24 protein-coding genes are annotated in these 21,372 nt (G+C 69.1%); 13 read left to right on the plus strand and 11 right to left on the minus strand.

The window, feature by feature from the left end:
- Positions 1-183: 183 nt before the first annotated feature.
- From ACFE7F_RS04645 to ACFE7F_RS04665, 5 genes are all read right to left on the minus strand, one after another.
- Positions 184-432 carry a hypothetical protein gene (locus ACFE7F_RS04645; RefSeq protein ID WP_375402674.1) on the minus strand — a complete coding sequence of 83 codons (249 nt, stop codon included), beginning with the start codon at positions 430-432 and terminating at the stop codon, positions 184-186.
- A gap of 121 nt (positions 433-553) precedes the next feature.
- Entirely contained in the window at positions 554-814 is a 261-nt protein-coding gene (locus ACFE7F_RS04650) for a hypothetical protein (RefSeq protein WP_375402675.1), read from the minus strand.
- The gene (locus ACFE7F_RS04655; protein WP_375402676.1) at positions 811-1,236 is read right to left on the minus strand and encodes a hypothetical protein; all 426 of its coding nucleotides are present in this window, start codon (positions 1,234-1,236) and stop codon (positions 811-813) included. The genes ACFE7F_RS04650 and ACFE7F_RS04655 overlap by 4 nt, the downstream gene beginning before the upstream one ends.
- Entirely contained in the window at positions 1,233-2,636 is a 1,404-nt protein-coding gene (locus ACFE7F_RS04660; protein WP_375402677.1) for a DNA/RNA non-specific endonuclease, read from the minus strand. Before ACFE7F_RS04660 ends, ACFE7F_RS04655 begins: the two co-directional genes overlap by 4 nt.
- 145 nt (positions 2,637-2,781) lie before the next feature.
- On the minus strand, positions 2,782-4,191 hold the full coding sequence (locus ACFE7F_RS04665) for an MATE family efflux transporter (RefSeq protein ID WP_375402678.1): 1,410 nt from the start codon (positions 4,189-4,191) through the stop codon (positions 2,782-2,784).
- 167 nt (positions 4,192-4,358) lie between these two features.
- On the opposite strand from ACFE7F_RS04665, the gene sppA reads away from it, so the two are divergent.
- From sppA to ACFE7F_RS04680, 3 genes are all read left to right on the plus strand, one after another.
- Positions 4,359-6,242 carry a signal peptide peptidase SppA gene (sppA, locus tag ACFE7F_RS04670; RefSeq protein WP_375402679.1) on the plus strand — a complete coding sequence of 628 codons (1,884 nt, stop codon included), beginning with the start codon at positions 4,359-4,361 and terminating at the stop codon, positions 6,240-6,242.
- Positions 6,243-6,258: 16 nt separating this feature from the next.
- Positions 6,259-6,762 carry an arsinothricin resistance N-acetyltransferase ArsN1 family B gene (locus ACFE7F_RS04675; protein ID WP_375402680.1) on the plus strand — a complete coding sequence of 168 codons (504 nt, stop codon included), beginning with the start codon at positions 6,259-6,261 and terminating at the stop codon, positions 6,760-6,762.
- A 136-nt stretch (positions 6,763-6,898) separates the two neighbouring features.
- Complete coding sequence (locus tag ACFE7F_RS04680) at positions 6,899-7,204, plus strand: glycine zipper 2TM domain-containing protein (protein ID WP_375402681.1); 306 nt, start codon at positions 6,899-6,901, stop codon at positions 7,202-7,204.
- Between the two features lie 58 nt (positions 7,205-7,262).
- Here the strand turns inward: ACFE7F_RS04680 and ACFE7F_RS04685 are convergent, their stop codons facing one another.
- Positions 7,263-7,484: a hypothetical protein gene (locus ACFE7F_RS04685; protein WP_375402682.1), complete on the minus strand. Its 222-nt coding sequence runs from the start codon at positions 7,482-7,484 to the stop codon at positions 7,263-7,265.
- A 96-nt stretch (positions 7,485-7,580) separates the two neighbouring features.
- Here ACFE7F_RS04685 and ACFE7F_RS04690 point away from each other — a divergent pair, with 96 nt between their 5' ends.
- From ACFE7F_RS04690 to ACFE7F_RS04700, 3 genes are all read left to right on the plus strand, one after another.
- A complete protein-coding gene (locus ACFE7F_RS04690; RefSeq protein ID WP_375402683.1) occupies positions 7,581-8,309 on the plus strand; it encodes a hypothetical protein in 729 nt (242 codons plus the stop codon).
- A 67-nt stretch (positions 8,310-8,376) separates the two neighbouring features.
- Positions 8,377-8,748 carry a CrcB family protein gene (locus ACFE7F_RS04695; RefSeq protein ID WP_375402684.1) on the plus strand — a complete coding sequence of 124 codons (372 nt, stop codon included), beginning with the start codon at positions 8,377-8,379 and terminating at the stop codon, positions 8,746-8,748.
- Positions 8,745-9,836, plus strand: a complete 1,092-nt coding sequence (locus ACFE7F_RS04700; RefSeq protein WP_375402685.1) for an RluA family pseudouridine synthase — start codon at positions 8,745-8,747, stop codon at positions 9,834-9,836. Before ACFE7F_RS04695 ends, ACFE7F_RS04700 begins: the two co-directional genes overlap by 4 nt.
- Here ACFE7F_RS04700 and ACFE7F_RS04705 read toward each other — a convergent pair.
- Positions 9,833-10,084: a DUF6894 family protein gene (locus tag ACFE7F_RS04705; RefSeq protein WP_375402686.1), complete on the minus strand. Its 252-nt coding sequence runs from the start codon at positions 10,082-10,084 to the stop codon at positions 9,833-9,835. The genes ACFE7F_RS04700 and ACFE7F_RS04705 overlap by 4 nt on opposite strands.
- A 171-nt stretch (positions 10,085-10,255) precedes the next feature.
- Here ACFE7F_RS04705 and ACFE7F_RS04710 point away from each other — a divergent pair, with 171 nt between their 5' ends.
- Genes ACFE7F_RS04710 through ACFE7F_RS04720 form a run of 3 tightly spaced genes read left to right on the plus strand, consistent with a single transcriptional unit; the run spans position 10,256 to position 11,861 of the window.
- Complete coding sequence (locus tag ACFE7F_RS04710) at positions 10,256-10,936, plus strand: HAD-IA family hydrolase (protein ID WP_375402687.1); 681 nt, start codon at positions 10,256-10,258, stop codon at positions 10,934-10,936.
- Positions 10,933-11,169 (plus strand): hypothetical protein, encoded by a 237-nt coding sequence (locus tag ACFE7F_RS04715; protein ID WP_375402688.1) that lies wholly within the window; start codon positions 10,933-10,935, stop codon positions 11,167-11,169. The genes ACFE7F_RS04710 and ACFE7F_RS04715 overlap by 4 nt, the downstream gene beginning before the upstream one ends.
- The gene (locus ACFE7F_RS04720; protein ID WP_375402689.1) at positions 11,166-11,861 is read left to right on the plus strand and encodes an ATP12 family chaperone protein; all 696 of its coding nucleotides are present in this window, start codon (positions 11,166-11,168) and stop codon (positions 11,859-11,861) included. The genes ACFE7F_RS04715 and ACFE7F_RS04720 overlap by 4 nt, the downstream gene beginning before the upstream one ends.
- Positions 11,862-11,872: 11 nt before the next feature.
- Here ACFE7F_RS04720 and gmk read toward each other — a convergent pair whose 3' ends face one another.
- Positions 11,873-12,538 carry a guanylate kinase gene (gene gmk, locus ACFE7F_RS04725; protein ID WP_375402690.1) on the minus strand — a complete coding sequence of 222 codons (666 nt, stop codon included), beginning with the start codon at positions 12,536-12,538 and terminating at the stop codon, positions 11,873-11,875.
- A gap of 95 nt (positions 12,539-12,633) precedes the next feature.
- On the opposite strand from gmk, the gene ACFE7F_RS04730 reads away from it, so the two are divergent.
- A complete protein-coding gene (locus ACFE7F_RS04730) occupies positions 12,634-14,361 on the plus strand; it encodes a DEAD/DEAH box helicase (RefSeq protein WP_375402691.1) in 1,728 nt (575 codons plus the stop codon).
- On the plus strand, positions 14,358-14,840 hold the full coding sequence (locus ACFE7F_RS04735; protein ID WP_375402742.1) for a YaiI/YqxD family protein: 483 nt from the start codon (positions 14,358-14,360) through the stop codon (positions 14,838-14,840). Before ACFE7F_RS04730 ends, ACFE7F_RS04735 begins: the two co-directional genes overlap by 4 nt.
- Before the next feature lie 59 nt (positions 14,841-14,899).
- Here the strand turns inward: ACFE7F_RS04735 and ACFE7F_RS04740 are convergent, their stop codons facing one another.
- Together ACFE7F_RS04740 and ACFE7F_RS04745 are read right to left on the minus strand one after the other, a co-directional pair.
- Positions 14,900-15,181, minus strand: a complete 282-nt coding sequence (locus tag ACFE7F_RS04740; protein ID WP_375402692.1) for a type II toxin-antitoxin system YafQ family toxin — start codon at positions 15,179-15,181, stop codon at positions 14,900-14,902.
- On the minus strand, positions 15,168-15,431 hold the full coding sequence (locus ACFE7F_RS04745; protein WP_375402693.1) for a type II toxin-antitoxin system RelB/DinJ family antitoxin: 264 nt from the start codon (positions 15,429-15,431) through the stop codon (positions 15,168-15,170). Before ACFE7F_RS04745 ends, ACFE7F_RS04740 begins: the two co-directional genes overlap by 14 nt.
- 182 nt (positions 15,432-15,613) lie before the next feature.
- Here ACFE7F_RS04745 and ACFE7F_RS04750 point away from each other — a divergent pair, with 182 nt between their 5' ends.
- The gene (locus tag ACFE7F_RS04750; protein ID WP_375402694.1) at positions 15,614-16,633 is read left to right on the plus strand and encodes an alpha/beta fold hydrolase; all 1,020 of its coding nucleotides are present in this window, start codon (positions 15,614-15,616) and stop codon (positions 16,631-16,633) included.
- A gap of 62 nt (positions 16,634-16,695) precedes the next feature.
- Here ACFE7F_RS04750 and glf read toward each other — a convergent pair whose 3' ends face one another.
- Positions 16,696-19,074 (minus strand): UDP-galactopyranose mutase, encoded by a 2,379-nt coding sequence (glf, locus tag ACFE7F_RS04755; RefSeq protein ID WP_375402695.1) that lies wholly within the window; start codon positions 19,072-19,074, stop codon positions 16,696-16,698.
- Positions 19,075-19,203: 129 nt separating this feature from the next.
- On the opposite strand from glf, the gene ACFE7F_RS04760 reads away from it, so the two are divergent.
- A complete protein-coding gene (locus ACFE7F_RS04760) occupies positions 19,204-21,288 on the plus strand; it encodes a family 1 glycosylhydrolase (RefSeq protein ID WP_375402696.1) in 2,085 nt (694 codons plus the stop codon).
- The last annotated feature ends 84 nt before the right edge of the window (positions 21,289-21,372 follow it).

Below are 21,372 nucleotides of genomic sequence, written 5' to 3' on the forward strand. Positions count from 1 at the left end.
CTTCGGCTTCGACGCGGCGAACGAGGACGCGGTCGTGCAACGGACGAAAGTTCATAGCGCTGCCCTTTCCTGATGGATTGTGAAGGTTTCTTGGCACTCCCGGATCAGGAGTGCCAACGCCGCGCATATGTGCCCCGAAACCTCACGCGTCAACGGGCCTGAGCGCGTTTTATGAACGGATCGTCAGGTGGGTGGGTGGTTGCGGCTGGCCCATGCTCGCTGCCAGGAACGCAGGATCGGTTTAAATGCGTCGTAGCTGATCCGCTCCTCGAAATCCTCCTTGGAAAGGGAGATTTCCGCCACGACGCAATCCGACTCGAAATACAGGCTGGCGACATCCACGCCCGCGATGAAGCCGAGCGTATCACCCGTTGAGCGCTGCCGACCGAAAGCCAAGATCACCTCACCCGGATCACCGATCGCTTCGATCACGCAAACGAGGGGTTCATACGGCGCTGCCGGTCCAGTACGTCAAGCCGCGATCCGACCAGCCTCAAACACGACACCGATGTAGGGTGAAGCTGTCATCGAGGCCAATGCTAATGGCTGAAGATCAAACCTCGCGTATCCTGACAAATGCGATGACGTCCAGCGATCCGTCGATCAGTTGATCGGCCTCGTCGTTCGATATCTCGAACCACTTCTTCCTGCCGGCCAACTCACCTGATATAAACTCGAAGATGAGCTGATCGCCTCGCCGATGAATCGACCACCAATCGCCTCGGAATATTTCGTCAGCAGCTAACGGTGGAGGCGAGAATGGCTTGGGCTCGACTAACCGGATGTACGGATTATCGCTGAATATATCGCTCATCGATCGCGAAGGCTGAAAGCGAACGCAGCAGGATCGGACATTGTCGGCGTCCAACTGTTACCATTATAGTCGAAATCAATGTCGATTTCACCCGTCGCGCGGGTAATACGGATGCGGCATTTTTTCCAAGCATCACTGCCCGGCACTCGCATCGACTCTCGTAGATCGGCGGCGAGCCGCAATGCGCCAAGCCCGTCCGGGGTCGCCCCTTGCCATTCCGTCGGCTCCCAGAACACATATCCAAACATGCTCTTTTCGCCATCCAGCGTCACGACCACTACGATGTGGGTCCACGGCTTCGCCTGAAATTTGGACCCCCGTACAATTTCACCGCCAAGTTCTTGTGTGATCTCATCAGCGGATCGCTGATTAAACTGAACCGACTGCATCGCGATCTCCATCGGCGCGAGGAATGGGCTCACTGGCCCATTCGCTGCTTGATCTCCAGGGTTGATAACCGACTGAACTTCTGGTCGCTAGCATTTTCGAAGGCGTGGACTTTGTCGAAGACTTGCCGTCCAGACGCGTCGAAAACCTCGTACGATACGGCGACCTCCGCTGGCCGGTTGGGCGTGCCGCCGCTCAGCTCCACACGAGTCTTGACCGTGCCGCCATGCTCGATCCAGCCGGCCCATTCGTTCTCCATCGTCTTGTAAGCGGAGCGGTTGAAGTTGAAGTTCTGCGGGAACATGTTGCCCGCGCCCTGGTCACCCATGAAGCGGTGGCCGATGACGTGGCCCGCATCGTCGTCGGCGATCCCGCGCCCGCGCACCGCATCCTGCGCCGAGAGTTCGTCCGTCCCGCGCGCGGTGCCCTTGGGCTGGAGTTCGGACAAGGTGGCGGTGACGCTCGTCGGGCGGCCTTGCGCGTCGACCTTCCACTCGGCGACGTTGCGGCCGACGGTGGCGGTTCGCGTCACGAGCGCCCCCGCCTCGTCCGCGCCGCGTGCGGCTCCGCCCGTCGCCTCGTCGCCGTGCTTGGCGACCTGCTCGGCGACTTCCGCGCCCGCTTCGGCGACCTTGCCGCCGCCGCGTAGGGCCGCCTTGGCCGCGTCGCCGACGCCGGGGACGATGCCGATCATCGCGGTCCCGAGGCCGAACCAGCCGCCCGGCTTGCCCTCGCCTATGTTGTGGATGTTCGCGCCGATGTCGCGGAGGTCGGCGATCTGGCCCGCGATCGGCACGAAGCCCATCGCGACCTGGCCGCCGACCTTGGACCAGCTGCTATTGTCGCTCAGGTCACCCGCCAACGCGCCCTCGAAGAACGCGCCGACACCTTCCTGGTTCGCCGGACCGGCGGCGAGCGTGGGTGGGGTTGGGCGGGGCGTCGGGAAGGGCTGGATCGAAGGGGTGGCGATCGAGGCGACCTGCGCCGGGCGCGGGCCAAACAGCGCGGCCTCGGCCGCCGGGATGCTGCCGTAGGTGGCGATCACCGAGCGGAAGACCGCGCGCTCCTTGGGATCGGCGCTGTCGCGGTAGGCGGCGAGGGTCTTGGCGTTCGCGCTGCTGGCGTCGCGGTCGGCGACGACCACCCCGCCGTCCTTCAGCCGGACGCTCACATCGGCGGTGGCGCGGTCGAGCGCGGCGGCGAGGCGGCCGCGATCGACGGGCGTAAGCGCCGCATTCACCGCCGCACGGACGGGGGCGGTCGCCGGGTCGCGGGGATCGAGCGCGGCGACGCGCGCGGCGAGCTTGCCGGTGTCGAGGCCCGACGGGCCGCGGCTGGCGGCGATCAGCGCGGCGGCGACCTTGGCGGGCGGCTCGGGCGGGGGTGCCGGACGTGCCGAGGACGCCAGTACCGCCGAGATCATGCCGATCGCCATCCGAGATCCTCCAGGTCGAACGGGCGCGTCATCGGCCCGTCGGACGGCTCTTTAGCGAGTTGCGAACAGACGCGCTCTCCGCGAAACGATGAGGCTTTCATGTCACTCCCCTCCTACGACGAGGGTCTGCGCCTCCGCGAAACGCTTAGGCCGGGGTGGGGAGCAGCCCGAGCCGCTCGCGGGCGGTCCAGCGCCAGCCGAGCAGCACGGAGACGACCGCCAGCCCGACCGCGAGGCCGGTCCAGATGCCGACCCCGCCCCACCCCGCGCCGAAGCCGAGCAGCACCGCGACCCCGAACCCGGCGGCCCAATAGCCAACCAGCGCGATCAGCATGGGGACGCGCGTGTCCTGCAGGCCGCGCAGCACCCCCGCCGCGACCGCCTGCGCGCCGTCGAACAGCTGGAACATTGCAGCGAGCACCAGGAACTGTAGCGCGAGCGCCACGGCGCGGGCGTTGGCGGGGTCGTCCACATCGAGATAGACCGACACGAACGGGCGCGGCGCGAGCAGGATCAGCCCCGACGTGACGGCCATGAAGCCGGTCCCCACGGCCAGCGCCGTCCAGCCGGCGCGCGCGATCCAGGCGCGGTCCGCCGCGCCGTAGGCCATGCCGACGCGGATGGTGGCCGCCTGCCCGACCCCCAACGGGATCTGGAATGCGACGGCGGCGATGTTGAGCGCGACCGCGTGCGCCGCGACCTCCGTGACGCCGATCAGCCCCATCAGCAGCCCCGCCCCGCCGAACAACGCGCCCTCGAAAGTGATGGTGGCGGCGATCGGCAGGCCGAGCCGGACGATCTCGGCCAAGCGCGCGCCCTCGGGACGCCACCAGCGGCCGAACAGACGGTAGCGGCGGAGTTTGGGGTCGAGCAGCAGGACCGCAAGGTAGGCGACCATCATCAGGGCGCTGGTGGCGAGGCTGGCGAGCGCAGCGCCCTCCAGCCCCAGCGCGGGCACCGGCCCCGCGCCGAACACCAGCAGCCAGTTGGCGAGTACCGCCACGCCGACCGCGACGCCCGCGATCGCGAGCGCGTAGCCCGGCCGGCCGAGCGCGGCGGCGAGCGTGCGCATCACGCCCGTCGCGACCGCCGGGATCAGCGCCCAGAGCAGGATGTCGAGGAACGCGTCGGCGCGGGCCGCGACGCGCGGGTCCTGCCCCGCCGCGCCGAGCAGCCACTCGCCCTGCGCCAGCAGCAACAGGAACGGCGCGCCCGCGAGCGCCGCCAGCCACAATCCCATGCGGAACGAGCGTCGGACCTCGCGCACGGCGTGGCGGCGCTGGCCGAGTTCGGCGGCGACGATCGGCGCGACCGCCCCCGTCAGGCCGGTCAACGCCCACAGAACCAACCCGTATAGATAGACGCCGAGCGTCGCGGCGGCGAACTCGACCTCGCCCAGGCGCGCGACGAAGACGACGTCGACCGCGTACACCGCCATCTGGAGCAGGTTCGCGCCGACCAGGGGTCCGGCGAGACGACCCAGCGCGCGCAGCTCCTCGCGCCAAGTCGCGGATGCGGCGGTGTCGTCGGCGGGGAGGATCGCGGCGGCGGACATGGCGCGCGCGGCCTAGCGGAGGGGGAGCGGGTTGGACAGGAGCGCGTCAGGTCTCCCCCTTCCTATCCAGGAAGGCGGAGTAAATTAGTGAGTTGCTCCTGTACGACACTTCGGCTTAAGCTGCTGCGGGTACGGCCGGCCCTCGCCCGCCTACGGAGAACACGCACGTGAAGCTCGTACGCGGCGCCTGGCGGTTGTTGGTGGGGATCAAGGACGGGCTCGTCCTTCTCGCCATGCTGCTGTTCTTCGGCCTGCTTTTCGCCGCGCTTGCCGCGCGCCCGGGCGGCAAGGCCGTCGGCGAGGGGGCGTTGCTCCTCGACCTGAACGGGCCGATCGTCGAACAGCCGTCCGAACCCGCCGCCTTCGCCGCGCTGTCGGGCCAGACCGTCCCCGTCCAGTACCGGCTACGCGACGTGATCCGGGCGATCGACGCGGCGCGCACGGACGCGCGGGTCAAGGCGGTGGTGCTCGATCTGGACGGGTTCGGCGGCGGCTATCCCGCCACGCTATCCGAGGTCGCCGACGCGCTGATCCGCGTGCGGGGCGCGGGCAAGCCCGTCCTCACCTATGCCACCGGCTATACGGACGCGAGCTACCGCCTGGCCGCCGCGTCGAGCGAGGTCTGGGTCAACCCGATGGGCGGCACCATCTTCACCGGTCCCGGCGGCACGCAGCCGTACCTGAAGGGTCTGCTCGACCGGCTGGGCGTGAACGCGCACATCTACCGCGTCGGGCGGTACAAGGCGGCGGTCGAGCCGCTGCTGCTGACCGGCCAGTCGCCTGAATCCCGCCAAGCCAGCGAGGCCCTGTACGGATCGCTGTTCGGGCAATGGCGCGACGCCATTCGCCGCGCGCGGCCCCGGGCGGCGATCGACGCGTTCCTGACGCAGCCCGACCGGGTGATCGTCGCGGCGGGCGGCGACATCGCGCGCGCCAACCTGCAGGCCGGCATCGTCGATAAGCTCGGCGACCGGATCGCCTTCGGCCGGCGCGTGGCGCAGCTGGCGGGGACGGACGCGAGCAAGGGTGCGGGCTGGTTCAGGCGGATCGGCTACGACCAGTGGCTCGCCGCCAACCCCATGGGCACCAGCGGCGATGCGGTCGGCATCGTCACGGTGGCGGGCAACATCGTCGATGGCCAGGCGGGCCCCGGCACGGCGGCGGGCGACACCATCGCCAAGGCGGTGCTGGACGGGCTGGCGACCAAGAACCTGAAGGCGCTCGTGGTGCGCGTCGACTCGCCGGGCGGCTCCGCGCTGGCAAGCGAGCGGATCAGGCTGGCGATCCGCGAGGCCAAGCGGCGCGGGCTGCCGGTCGTGGTGTCGATGGGCGGGCTGGCGGCGTCGGGCGGCTATTGGGTCGCGACGGCGGGCGACACGATCTTCGCCGAGCCGAACACGATCACCGGATCGATCGGCATCTTCGGCGTCATCCCGACTTTCGAGCGGTCGCTCGCCAAGATCGGCGTGACCGCGGACGGCGTGCGGACGACGCCGCTGTCCGGCCAGCCGGATGTGCTGGCGGGCACCAACGCGGCGGTCGATACGGTGCTGCAATCGTCGATCGAGAACGGCTACCGCCAGTTCATCGCCCGCGTCGCGACCGCGCGCAAGCTGACGCCGCAGCGCGTTGACGAGATCGCCCAGGGCCGCGTCTGGGACGGCGGCACCGCGCGGCAGATCGGGCTGGTCGACCGGTTCGGCGGGTTGTCGGACGCGGTCGCCGAGGCCGCGCGCCGCGCCAAGCTCGACCCGAAGGCGGTGCGTACGGTGTATCTGGAAAAGGAGCCGGGTTGGGCGACGCAGCTCGCCTCGTCCTTCCGCTCCGATCCCGAGGAGGCGGCCGGCGGCGCGCCGACGGGCGACGCATTCGGGCGGATCGCGGCGGAGCGGCGGTTGTTGCTGGCGCGCGCGGTGGCGGACGCGCGGATGCTCGCGACCGGCGGATCGGTGCAGGCGCGCTGCATCGAATGCGCCGGCCTTGGGCCGGTGACGGCGGAGGCGATCGATGTGAAGCTGCTCGACCTCATCCTCGCGCGGCTGGGTTGGTGATCCGACCGGTTCGGTAATGCTCGTCCGGCCCGCGCGACCGGACGACGCCGCCGCCGCGATCGCGGCGGTGTATGCGCCCTACGTGACCGACGGGGTGATCTCGTTCGAGCTCGACCCGCCCGACGCGGTCGAGATGGCGCGGCGGATGGCGGCGGGGGAAACGCGCCACCCCTGGCTGGTTGCGGAGGAGGCCGGGGCGGTGGTCGGCTACGCCTATGCGTCGGCGTTCCGCGCGCGCGCGGCATACGACCGGGCGGTCGAGACGACGGTGTATGTCGCGGCCGATGCGCACGGTCGCGGGGTCGGTCGCGCCTTGTACGACGCGCTGCTCGCGCGGCTGACGGAGGCGGGCTTCACGCAGGCGGTCGCGGTGATCGCGCTGCCGAACGACGCTTCGGTGCGGCTGCATGAGCGGCTCGGCTTCGTTCCCATCGGGGTCAATCCGGCGGTCGGGTATAAGTTCGGGCGATGGATCGATGTGGGCGTATGGCAGCGCGCGCTGGCGGTCGCGGACGCGTAGGATCTCGGCATCCGATGACGGCGCGGTGGTGTGGAACGCCTTACGGAAACCCTACGACGTTGTTGTTTTTCGTTAATGCAACCGTCGCTATGCCGCCCTCGTTACGTCCCCGTCCTGTTCAAACAAGGAGTGTTCCATGCGTAAGATCCTGCTCGCCCTGGGCTGCACCGCGATGGTCGTGCCCGCGCTGACCGTGCCCGACGTCGCCGACGCGCAGCGCCGCTACAAGTACCGCGAATACCGCGACGACCGCGGTCGCCTGCGCTGCCGCAAGCCCGACGGCACGACCGGTCTGGTCGTCGGCGGCGTCGCGGGCGCTCTGCTCGGCCGCACGGTCGACACGCGCGGCGACCGCACGATCGGTACGCTGGGCGGCGCCGCCGCGGGCGCGCTAGCCGGCCGCGCGATCGACCGGGGCACGAGCAACCGCCGCTGCCGCTAAGGCCTCTGGCGGTCGAGAAACGGGGCGTCGCGGCCGGGTCGCGGCGCCCCTCTTCGCGTCAGACGATTCCGCCGCCGAGCATCAGCCGCAAACCGAAGATCACGATCAATATGAGATTGAAATTGCGGCCGGCGTTGCTCGAGGAAAGCGCACCTACGCCCGCGCCGGCGATGCCGATCGGGATCACCAGCCAATTGAGCCAGCCGAGGAACGGCACGAAGGCGACGAAGCCCGCCGCCAGGGTCACGAGACCGATGAGGATCGAGACGATGTTGAGCATGGCGCGAAGATGGCATCCGCGCCTCCTGCTCGCAAGCCGATGTCATGCACGCTCGCGAATGCTTCCTTAACGCTTCGTCTTGCACGGTCCGTTCCGATGCGCATGACCGCCCTGCTCCTCTTGTCCGTCGCGCTGCTCGGTTGCGACCGCGCCGCGCGGGAACCGGACGAGTTGGCGCGGCTCGACCGGGAACTCGCCGAAGCGGGCGACCTCGCGCGCGATCCGGTCGCGGCGGCGGCGCTCGGCGACCAGATCATGGTCGACCCCCAGCTGACCCAGCAATCCAACGCCGACGCGATCCGTCCGCCCAACCGCCCGGACGGCGGCGCGGTCGCCCCTGTCGACATCGCCGCACGTCCCGAGAGCGCGCCGCCGCCGGGCCTGACGCCCGCGCCCGCGACGAAGGCCGACTGCCCCGAATGCCGCGCGCGCGACGGCGCGCTGACGCTGGGCGCGCTCGCCGAACGCCAGCGCGACGCGCGCACGCGGAACTGCGCGCCGCGGATCGCCTATTCGGCCGCCTGGGCGAACCGCCTGCCCGCGGCGGCCGCGCTCTATCCGGACGCGCGCGTGATCGAGGCGGCGGGGGTCGACGAGCCCGGCTGCCGATTGCGCGTCGTCACCTTCCGCAGCTCCGCCCCGCTCCAGCGCGTCGCCGACTGGTACGGTACGACGGGCCGCCGCGCGGGCTACGCCGCCGAGCACAGGGTCGACGGCGCGGTGCATGTCGTGGGCGGCACGCGCGGCGATGCGGCCTATCTCGCTTATCTGCGCGCGCGTTCCGACGGCGGCACCGACGTCGACGTGATCGCCGGCGGGGGCTGACGGACGCTTCGGAAACGCCGGAACGCTGCACCTCGCTCCCATGCCCGAATCAGGCTAACGGGCGCTCATGTCCTTGTTTCTCGTCATGGCCGGCGGAGCGATCGGGTCGGGAGCGCGCTTTCTGAGCGGGCGAGCGGCCGTCGCGATCGTCGGGCCCGGTTATCCTTACGCCACGCTTTTCGTGAATTTGCTCGGCGGCTTGCTGATGGGGGTCCTTGCGGGACTGCTCGCTCGCGGGGCGCTCGTCGAAGGCTGGCGCGAGTTTGCGGGGGTGGGACTGCTCGGCGGTTTCACGACTTTCTCCGCTTTCTCGCTCGACGTTGTTGAAATGGCCGAGCGGGGCGCGACGGGCATGGCTGCCGCCTATGTGCTCCTGTCGGTACTAGGTTCGATCGCCGCGCTGATGGCGGGTCTCCAGCTCGCAAGGACGATCGCATGACCGACACCGTTCGCCAGTACCCCATCGGTTACGATGACGACGGGATCCGCGTCGACCGCTGGTTCAAGCGGCATCTGCCCGACACCAGCTTCACCGCCGTCGCCAAATGGGCGCGCACGGGCCAGCTCCGCCTGGACGGCGCGCGGGTGGGCCCGGGCGACCGGATCGCCGCGGGCCAAGTGCTGCGCGTGCCCCCGCCCGAGCCGGTGCGCGTGGGCGAGAAGCCCGTCCGCGAGCGTACGCCGCTGACCGACGACCAGATCGGGTATGTCAGCGAGATGGTGATCCACCGCGACGCCGCCGCTCTGGTGCTCAACAAACCGCCCGGCCTTGCGACGCAGGGCGGGACCAAGACGACCGAGCATGTCGACGGGCTGCTCGACGCCTTCGCGGAAGGGGACGCGCGGCCCAAGCTCGTCCACCGGCTCGATAAGGACACGTCCGGCGCGCTGCTCGTGGCGCGGACGGCGCGCGCGGCGGGGTTCTTCGCCAAGGCCTTCTCCAGCCGCACCGCGCGCAAGACCTATTGGGCGCTGGTCATCGACGTGCCCTCGATCGACGACGGCATGGTCGAGCTCGCCTTGGCCAAGCAGCCGGGCACCGGCGGCGAGAAGATGCATGTCGACGAGGCGGAGGGTCTGGCCGCGCGGACCCGCTACCGCGTGATCGAGCGCGCGGGCAACCGCACCGCCTGGGTCGAGCTGCTGCCCTTCACCGGCCGTACGCACCAGCTGCGCGCGCACATGGCCGCGATCGGCCATCCGATCGTCGGCGACGGCAAGTATGGCGGCCAGGCCGCGTTCCTGACCGGCGGGATCAGCCGCAAGATGCATCTGCATGCCCGCCGCATCCGCGTCGACCACCCCGACGGCGGCGCGATCGACGTCACCGCCGAACTGCCCACCCACTTCGCCGAGTCGCTGGCTCTGCTGGGTTTCGAGGAGATGAGCGGCAATTTCCTTCCCGACGACAGCGAAAAGGCGCCGCCGTCAAAGGAAGTGATCAAGACGCGGGCCAAGGCGCACGCGAAGTCGGTGCGCAAGGAACGGAGGGGTGAGCGGCGTGGGCGCGGCGAGCGGACGAACTAGTCGCGCAAACCGGCGTCGATCTTCACCGTTTCCTTGATGGGGACGGTTGCGAAAGTCTTACCGGCGATATTGGTGATGTCGACGCGGCAACCCACGCATAACTCACCTGATTCCAGTTCCGCACCGATGACCGCGCTCGCCGAGCAGATGGCCTGTTGCCTTGCTGCATCCAAGTCGATCAGCTCGATGCCGTCATGGTCCTCGAAGGTCGGTCCGCGTTCGAGAAGGTGAAAATAGAAGCGTGCCATGACCCCACTTCCGATCTGATCTATTAAAAATCTATATTGCCGATCCGATTCACCTTCCATCAAGCATGTTAGTCACTTTGACAAATTTCTCATTGATTACTACCGAAGCGGCGCATTTACTCCGCAGGCATCCAAAGCCTTAACCGGTTTGCGTGGGCGCGGCGCTCGCCTATGACCTTGGCTATGTCCGACCGCGTCCGCTTAGCCATCTTCGACTGCGACGGAACGCTCGTGGACAGCCAGGCGAACATCTGCCGGGCGATGGAGGAGGCGTTCGCGCGACACGGGGTCGAACCGCCGCCGCGTGCCGCGATCCGGCGGATCGTTGGTTTGAGCCTGGTCGAGGCGGTGCGGACATTGAGCCCGGAGCGGGACGATGCGCTCCACCGGCGACTCGCGGGGGAATACAAACAGATATTCCGCGCGATGCGGGCGGACGCCCGGCTGGATGACGAACCCTTGTTCGCGGGTATGGCGGATGCGCTCGACGGCTTGCGCGATCGCGGGTGGGTTCTGGGCGTGGCAACGGGGAAATCGGACCGCGGGCTCGCGCATGTGCTGGCCGCGCACGGGATCGCCGACCGTTTCGCGACGCTCCAGACCGCGGACCGGCATCCGTCCAAGCCCGATCCGGCGATGGCGGTCGCCGCGATGGCCGAGATCGGGGCCGCGCCCGGCGATTGCGTCATGATCGGCGATACCAGCTTCGACATGGCGATGGGTCGCGCAGCCGGCGTGCGCGCGGTCGGCGTCGCGTGGGGCTATTACGCCGCCTCCGAATTGATCGCAGCCGGGGCCGATATGGTGGCGACCGAGCCCTCCGCGCTGCCGCATCTGCTGGAGGCGGGATGACCGACCCCGACGACCTGCTGGCCCGCCGGCGCTATTACGCGATGATGTCGGTCGAGCTTGCGGGAGTCGCGGGCGCGGTGTTCGGGCTGGTGCTGATCGGGCGGAGCGTCGGCACGATCCCGCGCGTGATCGGCGCGGCGATCGTGATATCAGCGTTGTTGATGATCGCGTCGGTGCCGCGCGCGATGGCCAGGCGATGGCGGACGCCGCCGGAAAACGATCACCGTCGGTGAAGCGCTTCTGGACCGAGGTGACCGTCGGCCCCGATCGCGCCGTCGCGCTCGACGGACGGCCGGTGCGGACGCCCGGCCGCGTAGCGCTCGCGCTTCCGACCGAGGCGCTGGCGGCGGCGGTAGCGGGCGAATGGCGCGCGGTCGGCGAGACCGTGGACCCGCGGGCGATGCCGCTGACCGGGCTTGCCAACGCCGCGATCGACCGGGTCGCCCCCGACCCCGCCGCCTTTGCCGCCGGGCTTGCGCGTTACGGCGAGAGCGACCTGCTCTGCTACCGGGCCGCCGCGCCGGAGCCGCTGGTGGAGCGACAGGCCGCGGCATGGGACCCGCCGCTCGCCTGGGCGCGCGGGCGATACGACGTGCATCTCGCGGTCGCCAGCGGGGTCATGCACGTCGCGCAGCCGCCGATGGCGATCCAGCGGCTGGGCGAGGCAATCGCGGCGCGGGACGCCTGGACGCTAGCCGCGCTATCGCCGGTCGTGACGATCACCGGCTCGCTCGTGCTCGCGCTGGCGCTCGCGGAGGGTGCGATGACGGCGGAGGAGGCGTGGGCCGCATCGATCGTCGACGAGGAGTGGCAGGCCGAGCTGTGGGGCGAGGACGCGCTCGCGACGGAGGCCCGCGCCGCGCGACGGGCGGAGTTCGATGCGGGGGTGGGGTTCCTGCAAGCCGTGTGCCCCCCCCTTGGATAGGAAGCGGAGGATCAGGCCGCCTTTGTCAGATGCCGGATGAAGCCGATCAGTCCGGTCTGGCGCGACCGTTTAAGCCGCTCGGCCGCCAGGATCGTGCGGACGCGCTCGAAACATCCCTCCACGTCGTCGTTGACCAGCACGTAATCGTACCCGTCCCAGTGGCTGACCTCGCTCGCGGCGCGCGCCATGCGGGCGTCGATCACCTCGGCCGCGTCGGTGGCGCGGCGCAGCAGCCGGTCGTGCAGCTCTTCCATCGAGGGCGGCAGGATGAAGACGCGCACCACGTCGCCGCCCGCGATTTGATGAAGCTGCTGCGCCCCCTGCCAGTCGATGTCGAACAGCACGTCGCGTCCCGACGCCAGCACCTCGTCGACCGGCGCGCGCGGGGTGCCGTAGCGCTGGCCGAATACGTGCGCCCATTCCAGGAACTCGTGGTCCGCGACCATGCGGCGGAACCGGTCGAGATCGACGAAGTGATAGTCGCGCCCGTCCTCCTCGCCCGGCCGGATCGCGCGAGTGGTGGCGGACACGGATATCGCCAGCTCGGGCTCGGCGGCCAGCAGCTTGCGCGCGATCGTCGACTTGCCCGCGCCCGACGGCGAGGACAGCACGAACAAGACGCCCCGGCGCTGCATGCCGTGCGGGTCGCCAGCGGGACGGGGCGTGGAGCGGCTCATGCGCGCCCTTGGCGGCAGCGCGCCGCACTCGTCAAGGGAGGCGCACGGTCCGGCCCCTTGCCCCGGCCGCGGTAAAGCGCCATTTGCGATGACATATGACATTCCCCGAACTACCCGCCCCGCTCGCCGCGGCTCTTTCCGCGCGCGGCTACGCCGACCCCACCCCCGTCCAGGCGGCGGTGTTGGATGGGGCGGCGCGCGGGCGCGACCTGCTCGTCTCGGCCCAGACGGGATCGGGCAAAACGGTCGCTTTCGGGCTTGCTTTCGCCGACGAGCTGCTCGACGCGGACGGCAAGCTGCCGCCCGCCGCCAAGCCGCTGGCGCTCGCCATCGCGCCGACGCGCGAGCTGGCGCTGCAGGTCGCGACCGAGCTCAACTGGCTGTATGAGGGCGCGCGCGGGCGTGTCGTCACCTGCGTGGGCGGCATGGACGCGTCAAAGGAGCGGCGGTCGCTGAACCACGGCGCACATATCGTCGTCGGCACGCCCGGGCGCCTGCGCGACCATCTGGAGCGCGGCAGCCTGGACCTGTCCGCCCTGCGTGCCGCCGTGCTCGACGAGGCGGACGAGATGCTCGATATGGGATTCCGCGAGGACCTGGAGCAGATCCTAGATGCGACCCCGGCCGAGCGCCGCACCCTCCTGTTCTCCGCGACCATCCCGCGCCCGATCGTGGCGCTGGCGCGCACCTACCAGCGCGACGCGCACCGAATCGAGACGACGGCGGGCGAGCGCGGGCACGGCGACATCGCGTATCAGGCGGTGACCTGCGCGCCCGCCGACATCGAGAACGTCGTCGTCAATCTGCTGCGCCTGCATGAGGCGGAAACGGCGATCCTGTTCTGCGCCACGCGCGACAACGTTCGCCACCTGCACGCATCGCTCAACGAGCGCGGCTTCGGCGCGGTCGCCTTGTCGGGCGAGCACAGCCAGTCGGAGCGCAACCACGCGCTGCAAGCCTTGCGCGACGGCCGCGCGCGCGTGTGCGTCGCGACCGACGTGGCCGCGCGCGGGATCGACCTGCCCGGCCTGTCGCTGGTCGTTCATGTCGAGGTGCCGCGCGACGCGGAGGTGCTCCAGCACCGGTCGGGCCGCACCGGCCGCGCGGGCGCGAAGGGCACGGCCGTCATCATCGTTCCCTATCCCCGCCGCCGCCGCGTCGAGGGCATGCTGCGCGGCGCACGCATCGAGGCGAGCTGGATCCAGCCGCCGACCCCCGAGGCGATCCGCGCCGCCGACCGCGACCGGCTGCTCGTCAAGCTGCTCGCCCCGGTCGAGGTGGACGCGGAGGATCAGGCGCTGGCCGAGCGCCTGCTGAGCGAGAAGACCCCCGCCGAGATCGCCGCCGCGCTGGTCCATGCGCACCGCTCCGCGCTGCCGCCGCCCGAGGAGCTGATCGCCGCCGAGCAGCGCGCGGAGCGGCGCCCGCCGCGCGACGATTTTGGCCCATCCGCCTGGTTCCGGCTGGATGCGGGTCGCCGCCAGAACGCCGATCCGCGCTGGCTGCTGCCGCTCCTCTGCCGGCGTGGGCACGTGTCCAAGGACGAGATCGGCGCGATCCGCATCGGCCCGAACGAGACCCAGTTCGAGGTGCGCGGCGACGTCGCGGCCCGTTTCGCGCAGGCGCTCGGCCGGACGGCGGAGACGGACGATAGCGGCATCGCGATAGAGCAAATCGACGGCGCGCCGTCGGGCCCGCCCCCGCGCTCGAACGACGGCCCGCGCCACCATGCGCGCCCGACGGGTCAGCGCCCGACCGGCCCGCGAGCCGGCCAACCGCACCGCGGTCAGCCCCGCAGCGCGCCCGGACGGGGCTCCCGCTGAGCGGCGACGCAGCCGCCAAGGGCCGGCGTATCCTGGTCGATGCCGACGCCTGCCCCGTCAAGGACGAGGTCTACCGCGTCGCGCTCCGCCACGGCGTTCCCGTCACGATCGTCAGCAACTCGCCGATCCGCGTCCCCGATCACCCGCTGATCGGGCGGATGGTGGTCGGCGAAGCGTTCGACGCCGCCGACGACTGGATCGCCGAGCGCGCGGGCCCCGGCGCGGTGGTGGTCACCGGCGACATCCTCCTGGCCGACCGCGCGCTGAAGGCGGGCGCGGCCGCGCTGTCGCCGACGGGCAAGCCGTTCACCATCAGCTCGATCGGCGGCGCGATCGCCACCCGCGCGATCATGGCCGACCTGCGCGCCGGCGGCGACGTCGTGGGCGGCCCGGCGCCGTTCGGGAAGGCCGACCGGTCCCGCTTTCTGCAGGCACTGGACGAGATGCTGGTGCGGTTGGGGCGGGCAGATACCGCGTAAGGTGACCGACGCGGCGGCCTTCCACGAACCTCCATTTGCGGATGACGGCGACCATCCGCCTACCCGAACACCTCGCTGTGTGAGCCCAATCGGGCAAGTCTGAGCGTAAGGCCGTCAGACTTGGCGTAGATCAGCACGAGGTCGGGCTCGACATGGCAATCACGATAGGTCGCCCAATCGCCGCTCAAGCCGTGATCTTGGTACTTCGTGTCGAGCGGCGCGTCGGATGCGAGCGCGACCAGCAGGGTCATCAGCTCCGCATCGAGCGTCGCCTGATGCCGTCCCTTCAGCTCCCGCCTGTAATCGCGCTTGAACCTCGTCGACCGTTCAATCGTCCGCACGGAGGTTCGCCATCAGCGCCCTCACGTCGTCGAAGCGGGCTCCCTCACCGACCTCCAACTCGCCGATTGCCTCGCGCGTGGCGGCGTTGGGACTACGGACATCGAAAGGCAGCGTCTTCTCTCGCGCCGTACGGATGAGCATCAGCCGTACCGCGTCAGACACGGTGAGCCCCATCTCCTTGAGCACGGCGGCCGCCTCGTCCTTCACCGCCCCGTCGATCCGGGTCTGCACTAGCGAGTTCGTCGCCATGATGTCGCTCTCCCATCTGTATGACGATGTAATGCGGAATGAGGCATAGAGCAATCTGCTCCTGATCTACCTCTGCGGGTTAGTTCCGATACCGCGATAGCCACTCGCGCGATCATGACTCCGTTGGTGGCTCCGGACTTTGGGCGCGGACGAGTCTGTTGGCTTAACCGAGGAAAAGCCGCTTGTCCTTTTCCGCCTTTTTCAGGCAAACGGGCGTCAGCATGGACGATGTGGAGGTCGGTGCAATGTTAAGTCGTCGGACGCTCTTTCTACTTTTTGGTGCTATCCTGGCGATGACATCCTCGGCCGGCCGAGCGGACGCCCAAAAGCAAATATTGGCGAAACCGACCATGCCGACCCGTTTTACGGTCACGGAGGAGGGTACCGCAGGCAAACCTGACATCGTGCTGCTTCCGGGTCTAACCAGTAGTAGAAGGGTATGGGCTGCCGAGGCGGCGAGGCTCGCGCCGAGTTACCAACTACACTTGGTGCAAATCAACGGCTTTGCGGGTCAGCCCGCAGGCGTGAACGCTACGAGCGAAAAGCTGTTGTCGGCAATCGTCGAAGAACTGCATGGCTATATAGCATCGCGTAAGATCCGTCCGGTCGTAATTGGCCATTCGCTCGGCGGCCTACTGACGCTGATGCTAGCGAGAAGATATCCAGGCGACCTATCTAAAATGGTGATCGTCGACGCGCTGCCGTTCTACGGTCTGATGTTCGGGCCGCAAGCGACGGTCGAGAGCGTCAGGCCAACGGCCACGGCCATGCGTAACGGCGCGATGGCGCAGACTTCGGCACAGCGGGCGGTCAGTGCGAAACAGACCGCGGATTTCCTGGTCCTGAACGCCAAAGGTCGCGAATTAGTGGCGGCGGATAGCTTTTCCAGTGATCCCGGCGTGTTTGCACGTATGATGTATGAAGATCTGCAAACCGATCTTCGTCCCGAACTAGCCACTATTAAAATGTCTGCGTTGGCCCTGTACGCTTTCGACCCGACGCTGACTTTTCCGAACGGGGTCAAACCGACACGAGAGATGGCGGACTCGATAACCTCGGCTGCGTATGAGACCATGCCGAATGCCGAGCTGGTACGAGTGGATTATTCTCGCCACTTCATCATGTTTGATCAGCCGGGGCGACTTCATAATCTCATACGAGAATTCGTCAGCAGGCCCAATGGCGGTGGACCCGTACCTTAAAACCAACATCCTATCCTCGTCCGACGACGCTACAAAGCCGCGTCGTCGGGCTTGGGCGAGCTCTACGCCACCTGCAGCGCCAAGCGTCCCGCGCCCTTGTTCAGCAGCTTCGCCTCCAGCTTGCGGTGCGTCGCCAGCGCCTGACCGACCACCTGGTCCATGTTGTAATAGCGGTATGTCGCGAGCCGCCCCACGAACGTCACGTCGCCTTCGGCCACCGCCAGCGCCTCGTACCGCTTGAAGAGCGCCTGGTTCTCGTCGCGCGGGATGGGGTAATAGGGATCGCCCTCCGCCGACGGGATCTCGTAGGTGATGCTCGTTTTGGGATGTACCTGGCCCGTCAGGTACTTGTACTCGGTGATGCGGGTGTGGGGTGTCGACTCGGCGGGGTAGTTCACCACCGCGACGGGCTGGAACACCTCGACATCGTGCGTCTCATGGACGAACCGGAGCGAGCGGTAGGGAAGCTTGCCGTAGCGGTGTCCGAAATACTCATCGATCGGCCCGGTGAAGACGAGGTGGTCGTGCGCGTACGCCTCGCGCACGTCCTCGTAATCGACGCCGAGCAGCACGTCGATGTTCGGGTGGTCAAGCATCCGCTCGAACATCCGGGTGTAGCCCTCCAGCGGCATCGCCTGGAACTGGTCGGTGAAATACCGGTCGTCCGTGTCGGTGCGCGTTGGCACGCGGCTCGTGACCGACTTGTCGAGCTCGGAGGGATCCATGCCCCACTGCTTGCGGGTATAGCCCTGGAAAAACGTCTCATAGAGCTCGCGCCCGACCTTCGAGACCACGACGTCGGCGCTCGTCCTGATCACCGCGACGGGCTCGGCGCGGCTCTCCAGATAGGCCTCGGCTTCGGCATCGGTCTTGAGGTCGAGATCGTAAAGCACGTTCAGCGTCGTGCGGTTGATCGGCATCGGCACCAGCTTGCCGTCGATGTCGGCCAGTACGCGGTGCTCGTACGGTCGCCACTGAGTGAAGTTCGAGAGGTATCCGAACACGTCGGCCGAATTGGTGTGGAAGATGTGCGGGCCGTACTGATGGATCAGCACGCCCGCCGCGTCGAGATGGTCGAAGGCGTTGCCCGCTATGTGCGGCCGCCGGTCGACGACGAGTACGCGCAAGTCGGATTGGGTGGCCAGCCGCTCGGCCATCACCGATCCCGCGAAGCCGGCGCCGACGATCAGCACGTCGTACTGATTCCCGCGGTCGGGCCAGCCGGTCGGACTGACCACCGTCTCCAGCTTGCCGTGCGCGGCGACCGCGCTGCCGATCAGCTTGGACATGTCGGCGAAGGTCCGGTCCCACGACCCGGTCGCGAGCTGCGCGTCGGCGCGGGCGAGCCAGCGGCCGTCGGCACCCGTCGCCATCGCGAGCGCCGCCTCGCACGCCCGCACGAAGGTCTCCGGCGTGTCGGCGAGGTGAACCGCGTCGAGTTCGCCGTAATGACGCACCACGTCGGTCACCGGCGTGGATACGACCGGACGACCGGCGGCCAGATATTCAGGAGTTTTGGTCGGGCTGATGAACCGGGTCGCGTCGTTGATCGCGAACGGCATCAGCGCGACGTCCCAGCCGCTCATATAGGCGGGCAGGTCGGCGTAATCGCGCCCGCCAAGATAATGGATGTTGGCGCGGCGCGGCAGTTCGGACTCGGCGATCTTGATCACCGGGCCGATCACGACGAGCGACCATTCGGGATGCGCGTCCGCCACCGCGGCCAGCGCGTCGAGGTCGAACCGCTCGTCGACCACTCCCGCCCAGCCGAGTTTGGGTCCGGGAATCGAGGCCTGATCGGCGGGTTCGGCCACCGTCGACCGTGCACGGGCGAAATGGGCGACGTCGACGCTCGATGGAAACGCATGGACGCTCGAATGCCGGTCGCGCTTGGCCTCGTACAGGCTGGTGCCGCCGGTGAAGACCAGATCGGCGACGCTGATCAGCCGCTGCTCCAGCTCCAGCGTCTCAGCCGACGCGCCCTTGAAATTGGCGAGCTCGTCCATGCAGTCGTACACGGTGCAGGCGGCGTCCAGATGCTCGGAGATCGGCAGCATCATCGGCGTATAGTACCAGCGCACCAACGCTCCCTCCGCCGGATTGGCGGCGAGCCATCCGTCCAACAGGTCGCGCAGCTGCTCGTGTTCCCACCGGCCGGGCGCGGCGAGTTCGGGGGTCAGCACGATCACGCCGGTCGCGGCGTCCACCGTCTCGCTCACGCGCGGTTCGGACAGGCCTGCCAGGTAGATCGGCTCCTCCCAGAACAGCACGCGGTGCGTCCGGGCGAAGCGGCTCATCAGATGTTGCGGCCGCTGGAACACGAAATTCCAGCGTAGATGCGACAGGCAGAGCAGGGTCGGGCTTCCGGTGGGCACCCGCGCATCGACGAGGTGCGGCTTGGAGCCTGGCTGACCCTGGTTTTTCTCTGCGTGTTTTTGCACGTGGTGTGGAACCTTGCTCATGGATGAACAGCTTGAACCATCAACCACGGCTCCTGTTCCCCAGACGCTCCCTTAAGCGGTTGAAACACAACATGGATCAGGTCGCATAGCCATCCCAAGGGTAAGCGGATGATCGATATCAACCGCGGCGTGACGAGGTGTATGATGACGATCAGCGACATGCGGCCGACGAGCGAGTTGGAAATGTGGGGCGGGGCCGAATGCACCGTCGCGCGCGTGGGCGACCGCTGGAGCGATCAGTCGCACCTGTCGGGCCATCACGACCGCGACAACGACCTCCGCCTGTTCGCCGATCTCGGCTTCCAGGCGATGCGATATCCCGTGTTGTGGGAGCGCGTCGCGCCAGACCGGCTGGAGGAGTGCGACTGGAGCTGGACCGACCGCAGGCTCGGCTCCTTGCGCGATCTGGGCGTCCGGCCGATCGCGGGGCTTCTCCATCACGGCAGCGGGCCGGACCGCACCAGCCTGCTCGACCCCGACTTTCCCGCCAAGCTCGGCGAATATGCGGGGCGGGTAGCGCGGCGCTATCCGTGGATCGCCGACTATACCCCCGTCAACGAGCCGCTCACCACCGCCCGGTTTTCCGCGCTATACGGTCATTGGTACCCGCACCACCGTGATGAGGGATCGTTCTGGACCGCGCTCGTCAACCAGGTCGACGGGGTCGCCCACGCGATGCGCGCGGTCCGGGAAGTGACGCCGGGCGCGCGGCTGATCCAGACCGACGACCTCGGCCGCACCTACGCCACCGCGCCGCTGTTCCACCAGGCGGCGTTCGACAATACGCGCCGCTGGGCCGGGTGGGACCTGCTGTTCGGGCGTATCGTGCCGGGTCACCCCTTGTGGGATCGTCTCGCGAGCTTCGGCCTGGCCGGGCGGATGGAGGCGCTCGCGGCCGCGCCCTGCCCGCCCGACATCATCGGCGTGAACCATTACCTCACCAGCGATCGCTTCCTCGACCACCGGTTCCAGCGTTACCCGGCGCAGACGCATGGCGCGAACTACGACGGCCGCTACGCCGATGTGGAGGCCGTCCGCGTGCTCGAACCCGCGCCGGGGGGGCTGGCCGGCGCGTTGCGCGAGGCGTGGGAGCGCTACCGCACCCCGCTTGCGATCACGGAGGTGCATCTGGGCTGTACGCGCGAGGAGCAGCTGCGGTGGGTCGGCGATGCGTGGGACACCGCGCGCGCGCTCCGTGCCGAGGGAGTCGACCTACGCGCCGTCACCGCCTGGGCGGTGCTGGGCAGCTGCGGCTGGAACACGCTGCTGACCGCGGATGGCTTGTACGAGCCCGGGCTGTTCGACGTGGGCGGAGTCGGGGGCGGCGAGCAGCCCCGGCCGACCGCGCTCGCGCACGTCTGGCGCGGACTGCCCGGCGACGCGGAGCGCCACCCGGTCGCGCGCACGCCGGGTTGGTGGCGGCGACCTGCGCGGCTGGTCCACCCACCCGTGCGCCGCCCCGCGCGGTTCGAGCGCGGCGCACCCACTCTGCCCACCTCCGCCGCCGCCCCGCCGCTCCTCATCCACGGCGGCGCGACCGCGCTCGGCCGGACGATCGCGCAACACTGCGACGCGCGCGACATCGCCTATGTCCTCGCCGAGCGCGGCCGGCCCGGTGAGGACGACGCCGCCGCGACGTTCGACCGGCTTGCCCCCTGGGCGGTGATCGACGCCGGCGATCGGGCCGACGGGAGCGCCGCGCTCGCCCGCGCCGCCGGCGAACGCGGAGTGCCGCTGCTTCGGTTCGGGGGCGACCCGCTCCCGCCGACCGGCCCGCGGCTCCTCATCCGTGCGGACGCGGTATTCGGCCCGGAGGACGATGACGGCCTCGCGCTCGACGCGGCGCGCACGCTTGCGGCGGGGCGGCGTTTCCGGCCGGTCGACGGCCACCTGTTCGCCCCGGCTTTCCGCGTCGGGCTGGTCGAGGCCGCGCTCGACCTGCTGATCGACGGGGCGGACGGTGAGTGGCGGGCGACGCACGGCGCGCCGCTGACCCCAGCCGAGTTCGCGCGCCGCGTCGCGTGCGCCTGCGACCTCGATCCGTCGCTCGTGGACGACGCCCCGGCAACGGCGACGGCACCCGCCGCCGTCATCGCCCGAGAAGTTCGGTTGGGCGATCTCGACGAGGCGCTCGGCCAGTTCGCCCTGGGCTGGGCACGGCGGGCGGAGGCCCGACGCACGCGGGCTGCCTGACCCGTCCGATGGACGCGGTTCACCTGTTCTTAACCGGGCCTCTTCGCTCCCGGGTCATGATTGGAGCCCTACCTGCCCCCAATC

This window comes from uncultured Sphingomonas sp., from assembly GCF_964235535.1.
GTDB lineage: Bacteria > Pseudomonadota > Alphaproteobacteria > Sphingomonadales > Sphingomonadaceae > Sphingomonas.